Origin of the sequence: Geomonas sp. (genome assembly GCF_035254065.1) — a bacterium.
Taxonomy (GTDB): Bacteria; Desulfobacterota; Desulfuromonadia; order Geobacterales; family Geobacteraceae; genus Geomonas.
The window spans coordinates 1-5,520 of record NZ_DATFBA010000023.1; the positions used below are offsets into that span (position 1 = coordinate 1).

The 5,520-nt window shown below is 61.9% G+C and carries 2 protein-coding genes; both read left to right on the forward strand.

Annotation, left to right across the window (positions count from 1 at the left end):
* Positions 1-87 precede the first annotated feature (87 nt).
* Positions 88-801, forward strand: coding sequence for a UdgX family uracil-DNA binding protein (locus tag VJ604_RS01400; RefSeq protein ID WP_324079595.1), 714 nt, complete (start codon positions 88-90; stop codon positions 799-801).
* A gap of 19 nt (positions 802-820) precedes the next feature.
* A complete protein-coding gene (locus VJ604_RS01405; RefSeq protein ID WP_324079596.1) occupies positions 821-5,398 on the forward strand; it encodes a DEAD/DEAH box helicase in 4,578 nt (1,525 codons plus the stop codon).
* The last annotated feature ends 122 nt before the right edge of the window (positions 5,399-5,520 follow it).

Consider the following 5,520-nt stretch of genomic DNA (forward strand, 5'->3'; position numbering starts at 1 on the left):
ACAGCTCTCCCAGCGTCCCCTCCCCCTTCAAGGGGAGGGACAGGGTGAGGATGGGTTTCTCCACTCGTTGCAACACGCGAGGCGACCATGACTCCAAGAGGGACACTGACCACCGCTGCGCCACTTATCCCGATGAACGCCACCCTGGAGAAACTGAAGGAGGCGGCTGCAGGGTGCCGCGCCTGCCCGCTCTGGATAAGCGGTACCCAGACGGTTTTTGGAGACGGGCTCCCAACCGCCCGCCTCATACTGGTTGGCGAACAGCCGGGCGACCAGGAAGACAAACAGGGGCTCCCTTTCGTAGGTCCGGCTGGGAGGGTCTTGGACGAGGCTCTGGAATTGGCGGGGATAGTGCGCGCTGATGCCTACGTCACCAACGTGGTGAAACACTTCAAATGGATCGCGCAGGGAAAGCGCCGGCTGCATCAGAAACCGAACTCGCGGGAGATCGGCGCCTGTCTCCCCTGGCTCGATGCCGAAATAGACCTCATTCGCCCTCAAGTGCTGGTAGCGATGGGGAGTACGGCGGCGCAGGCCCTGCTGGGCAAGGATACCCTGGTCACCCGGGACCACGGGAAGCTGCTTCCTTACGACAAGGCCCCCTACGCCGTAGCGACCGTCCACCCATCCTCCATCCTGCGCGCCCCCACCGACGAAGATAGACACGCCGTTTTGAATGAGTTATGCACCCTCCCCATCCTACCACACAACTCATTCGCCAAGCGCGGCTTCCCTCACCGCTGCCCTCTCCCGGAGGGCGAGGGGAAATGGCTTCATGTTATAATGAAGCGGTGTCGCTAATCCAACGTCGAGCCCAACTATGCCACCATCCGACATCCTCACTCACTTCCATCCCCTGATCGCCCAATGGTTCACTGAAACGCTGGGGGAGCCGACCGACGTGCAGCAGCGCGCCTGGACCGAGGTCATGCAAAAGCGGCATGTGCTGGTGACGGCGCCGACCGGCAGCGGCAAAACGCTGGCTGCATTCCTGTGGGCCATCAACCAGTTGGTCACCGGCACCTGGAGCCGCGGCGAAACCAGGGTGCTCTACGTTTCCCCCTTGAAGGCTCTCAACAACGATGTGCGCCGCAACCTGATCGCCCCTCTCGAAGAGCTGCGCGAGTACTTTAAAAAGAATGAAGTCCCTTTCCCGTCCATCAGCGTGCAGACGAGAAGCGGCGACACTCCCGGCAACGAACGCCGCCGGATGCTGCGCAACCCGCCCGAGATCCTGATAACCACGCCGGAAAGCCTCAACATCCTGCTCACCTCCAAGGGTAGCCGCTCGACGCTCACCGGCGTCGCCACCGTTATCCTGGACGAGATCCACGCGGTGGCGGGCAGCAAACGGGGGACCCACCTGATAACGGCGGTGGAGAGGCTGGTTCTGATCAGCGGAGAATTCCAGCGGATAGCTCTCTCCGCAACCGTCAGACCGCTGGAGACAGTCGCCGATTTCATCGGTGGGTTTGAAGCCGTCGGCCATCAGCTCAGGAAACGTCCCGTCTCCATCGTCAGGGGGGAGCGTTCCAAGAGATTCGATCTGCAGATCACCGCGCCTGAGGAAACTGAGCGCGGACCGGACGAGGACTTCTGGCCGGCGCTCATCAGGAGGTTCACCGGGATCATCGATCGCCACAAGTCCACCCTCTTCTTCGCCAACTCCAGGCGAACCACCGAAAAGGTGACCCGGCTGATCAACGAGGAGACCGGGGAGGAAGTCGCCTATTCCCACCACGGCTCACTTTCCCGCGAAATTCGGCTGGCCGTGGAGGAGCGTCTGAAACGCGGCGAGCTTAAGGCCATCGTCGCCACCAACTCGCTGGAACTGGGCATCGACATCGGCAGGCTGGACAGCGTCGTGCTGATCCAGACACCCCGCTCCATCTCGTCGGCCGTGCAGCGGATCGGGCGTTCCGGGCACGGCGTCGGCGAGGTTAGTTCGGGACTCCTCTTCCCCACCAACGGCATGGATTTCGTCTCCGCGGCCGTCATCGCCCGTTCCATCGCCGACGGCGAAATCGAGGAGCTGCGCCCGGTGGAGGCCCCTCTCGATCTGCTGGCCCAGATCATCCTGGCCATGGCGCTTCCCGAGCAGTGGCACCTGGATGACTTGTACGAATTCCTCACGACGACCTACCCGTACCGCAACCTGTCGCGGCAGCAGTTCGACCTGGTGGTGGGGATGCTGGAAGGAAAGTACGCGGACTCGCGCGTGATGGAACTGCGGCCCAGGGCGACGGTGGACCGCCTGGAGGAGACGATTTCCACCCGGCCAGCACTCTCCATGCTCATCTACATGGAAGGTGGCACCATCCCGGAACGGGGTTATTACGAGCTGCGCCTCAAGGAGAACGGGGCGAAAATAGGGGAATTGGACGAAGAGTTCGTCTGGGAAAGAAAGCTTGGCGATACCTTCGCCCTCGGCGCCCAGGTCTGGCAGATCGTCGAGGTCACCCACAGCACGGTACAGGTGGTAGCGGCCCGCAAGCCGCAACAGATCATCCCGTTCTGGAGAGCGGAGGAACTCGACCGCGATTTCTTCTACTCCGATAAAATCGCCACCTTCCTGGAGCACTGCGCCGAAAGTTTGGACGGCGACGGTTTCGTAAGGGAGATGACCGATCACTTCTTCATGGACAAGGGAGCTGCCCAATCTCTGCGATCCTTCCTGAAAAAACAGCAGGAGGCGAGCGGTGCAGAGCTTCCACACCGCCACCATCTGCTGGTCGAGCATTATCATGATCCGCGGGCCGGACATCAGGCCCAGCAGATCATTCTCCACACGCTGTGGGGAAACAGCCTCAACCGTCCGTTCACCTTTGCCCTCTCGGCAGCTTGGGAAAAGCGGTACGGGTACGCGCTGCAGGCGTTTTACGACAACGACGGCATCGCGCTGCTACTTCCTCATGAGATGGACGTGCAGGAGGTTTTATCCCCGGTGGCCCCGGAAAACCTCGAGACGCTCCTGCGAGCATCGCTGGAAGGAACCGGCTACTTCGGCGCCCGCTTCAGGGAGAACGCAGGGCGGGCACTGCTGCTGTCGCGTACCAATTACAAGCGCAGGATGCCGCTCTGGCTGAACCGTCTGCGCTCCAGGAAACTCCTCGCCTCCATCCTCAAGTACCGCGACTTCCCGGTTCTTTTGGAAACCTGGCGCTCCTCGCTGCAGGACGATTTCGATCTGGCTAACCTGAAGCGCCTGTTGGAGGAGTTGCAGGACGGCGAGATCGCCGTCACCGAGATCCGCACCACCGTCGCCACTCCCTTTGCGAAGGGGCTCATCTGGCTGCAGACCAACAAGTACGTCTACGAGGACGACACGCCGTATGCGTCGCAAACCTCTGCCCTCGGCCAGGATCTGCTGCAAGAGCTGACCTTTTCCCCCCACCTGCGCCCTCGCCTGCCGGGCGAACTGATCCGCATCTTCGTAGCTAAACAGCAGCGCACTGCGCCCGGTTACCAGCCCGATTCCCCTCGTGAACTGATCGACTGGGTGAAGGAGCGCCTCCTCATACCGCAGGACGAATGGCTGGATCTACTCCATGCGATGGAGCGGGATCATCAGCTGGACAGGGAAGAGCTGCTCTCCGATGTGGCGGAAAGGATCGCCCTGGTACAGATCCCCGACACCGAAGTGACGCTCGCCGCCGCCATCGAGATGCTGCCGGAGCTGGCACAGGGGCTGGCACGGGACTGGCGCGAGCTAAAGCTGGCGGCGCTGGTCGATGATCCAAAGGTGCAGGAAAGGCTGCAACGGGCAGCGCTGAAGATGGCGCAGGCTCCTTCTTCCGCACAGTCCGAACGCCCCCTCCCCTCCCGAAAGTCCCCTCACCCCACTCCCCTCGCAGAGGGAGAGGGTGCCGACTCTGCACTGGACGAAGATGATTTTGCACAGGACCTTCCGGAGACAGCCGAAGAAGAGGGCTCGGCGACGGTAAGGCTGGTCGGTAAATTCCTGAACTACTACGGCCCACTCGAGCTCCCTTGGCTGCAACAGACTCTCGGTTTGCCGGACGACCTTTTCCATGACGTCATCCATTCCCTGGAAGAGACCGGACAGGTGGTGCTCGATCAGTTCGGCGAGGAAAGCAGGCTTCCCGAGATCTGCGACGCTGTAAACCTGGAGTCGCTGCTCAGGATGTTGCGCCGATCAAGAAAGGCGCCCTTCGAGGCGCTGGAACTGAGCTATCTGCCGCTGTTCCTCGCCACCTTCCAAGGGGTGGTCCGGCGCGGCGACTCGGTCGATGATCTCAGGAGCCGGTTGGAACAACTGCTGGGAACCCCGCTGAGCGCGGCCGCCTGGGAGGAGGAGGTGTTGCCGGCCCGGCTGCAGCCATATTTCAACCCGTGGCTGGACAGCCTGATGCAGACCAGTGATCTCCTTTGGTTCGGTTGCGGCGAGAAGAAGCTTTCCTTCGCTTTTCCGGAGGATCTCGATCTCTTCCTTGATCCGCAAGAGTCTGGTGAAGATCCTGATGGAGCACGGATTGCGGAGTTGATTGCCGATCCCAAAGGGCGATACACCCTGCCGGCAATCGCACTGGCCACATCTCTGCCGGCGGCAAAGGTGACTGAACAGCTCTGGACGCTCGCCTGGAAGGGCAAGCTGAGTAACGATTCCTTCGCCGCCGTCCGCAAAGGGATACTCAACCGCTTTACCACCAGGGAGGCCGAGCACCGGCGCGATCTGCGGCGCATGCCGGTATCGACCCGCTGGAACCGCGGCCAGGAGAGCGCGGGCAGCTGGTATCTCATCCCGAGGCAAGAAACCTCGCCCGACATACTGGAAAGGGAGGAGAGGAACAAGGACAGGGTGCGCGTGCTCCTGGAGCGCTACGGCTTCCTCTTCAAGGAGCTGTTATTGCGGGAGCTTCCGCCCATGCAGTGGGGACGCCTGTTCAGGACGCTGCGCATCATGGAGTTGTCCGGCGAACTCCTTTCCGGCAATTTCTTCGCAGGAATTCCGGGACTCCAGTTCATCTCGCACCAAGCCTTCCGCTTGCTCGAAAAGGGGCTGCCGCAGGACCAGGTTTACTGGCTGAACGCCACCGATCCCGCCTCACTTTGCGGCAGCGGACTGGAAGGGATTCGCGAGCAGCTACCGGCGCGGCTTCCCTCCACCCACCTCGTCTATCACGGCACCAGGCTGGTCATGGTCTCCAAACGCTACGGAAAAGAACTGGAGATCAAGGCGCAGCCGGACGACCCGCGGCTCCACGAGTACCTCTCCATCTTCAACGTGCTGCTCACCCGCGAGTTCAATCCGGTGAAGCGGATCACCGTCGATCAAATAAACGGCGCCCCGGCGGCCACATCCTCGTACGCCGAGGCACTCAAAGAGTTCGGCTTCGAAGAGGCCTATCACGGGCTCGAGCTATGGAGACGGTACTGACGGCACTGGTTTGGAAGGGCCGATTCCCCTCGCCCCTTTAGGGGAGAGGGTGGCCGCAGGCCGGGTGAGGGCTGCCCGGAACCTGCCGGAGAGTCCCGCCCTCACCCCTGCCCCTCTCCCCC

Excerpts from the sequence above, each read along its gene's own strand:
- VJ604_RS01405 (WP_324079596.1), top strand. The coding sequence starts at position 821 with ATGCCACCATCCGACATCCTCACTCACTTCCATCCCCTGATCGCCCAA.
- VJ604_RS01400 (WP_324079595.1), top strand. The coding sequence starts at position 88 with ATGACTCCAAGAGGGACACTGACCACCGCTGCGCCACTTATCCCGATG.